Origin of the sequence: Dysgonomonas sp. PH5-45, assembly GCF_029893235.1 — a bacterium.
GTDB lineage: Bacteria > Bacteroidota > Bacteroidia > Bacteroidales > Dysgonomonadaceae > UBA1309.
Genome location: NZ_JARXWE010000075.1, coordinates 1 through 1,001, shown reverse-complemented (window position 1 = coordinate 1,001; position 1,001 = coordinate 1). Strand labels below are relative to the sequence as shown.

Annotated in this window: 1 protein-coding gene; it reads left to right on the top strand. The window is 44.7% G+C overall.

Translation table 11 applies throughout. The annotated features are described in order from the left end of the window. A partial coding sequence (locus M2132_RS12040; protein WP_280673881.1) for an FISUMP domain-containing protein occupies window positions 1-956 on the top strand: 956 nt, incomplete at its 5' end. Between the last annotated feature and the right edge of the window lie 45 nt (window positions 957-1,001).

Below are 1,001 nucleotides of genomic sequence, written 5' to 3'. Positions count from 1 at the left end.
ATATCTGGACAGGCAGTCAATGGGAACACTTGGGGCTCAGCCAAAAGTCGCCCGATCTGGGAGTCTTGACTGACAATCGCCCGCAAAAAGGTGGGGCGCAAAAATACCTATACCATCCCTTTGGTGATGCAGGTGTATGGATGCTCGATAATATGCGTTATGTAGATGAAAGCATGGAATATAAGGTGGGCGCTATTGCAAGAAAAGATGATGGGCTTACAAAAAAGTATTACTGTCATCCCCATCGTGACATAGGAGAAAACCCAACAAAGGAGAACCCTCCTGTTTACTGGGATTCGATACACGGTTATTTATATAATTATGAGGCTGCTACACTGGGAGGAAACCCACGAGATGGTGGGTCGTCGGGCCAGGGCTATGGTGGTGATAAAGAATACGAAAATGGTAACCCTATCAGGGTTCAGGGTATCTGCCCTGATGGTTGGCATATCCCTACCGACAGGGAGTGGAGCGAGTTGGAAAAAGAGATTTACGAAAATCCCTCCAAGTATAGCAGCTACACCGGTGCTTTCGATCCTCCCAAATGGAACAACGATTGGAATGTCGGAAATGACGAAACCCGACGAGGCACAGCGAATGGGGACCTAAGGATAGCCTTCAGCACAAGCTGTGAGGTTATCGAAGATAATTCGGGCAAGAAGCATCCGGGAAGATCTCATCCTGTAATACAAGGAGGTTTTAATGTTCTGCCTGTAGGTTATATAGCAATAGAAGAAACTGGTGGATATTTTGGTGATGAAGAAGAAATAAAAATAAGGGACTATGGTGAAGCCTCTACTTTCTGGACGGTGAGTAAAAGCTATGAAGATGAAGACTATGTTTGTGCTTGGGCTCGAACTATATATACATCCGATCCAGAGCCCGAATTTGATGTGAAACGGGACCCTTCCGACCGCTTCAACCAATATTCTGTGCGTTGCAAGAAAGATGATTAATTATTGATTTGGCATAAGCTTACAAAATATAAACAAGATGAAACT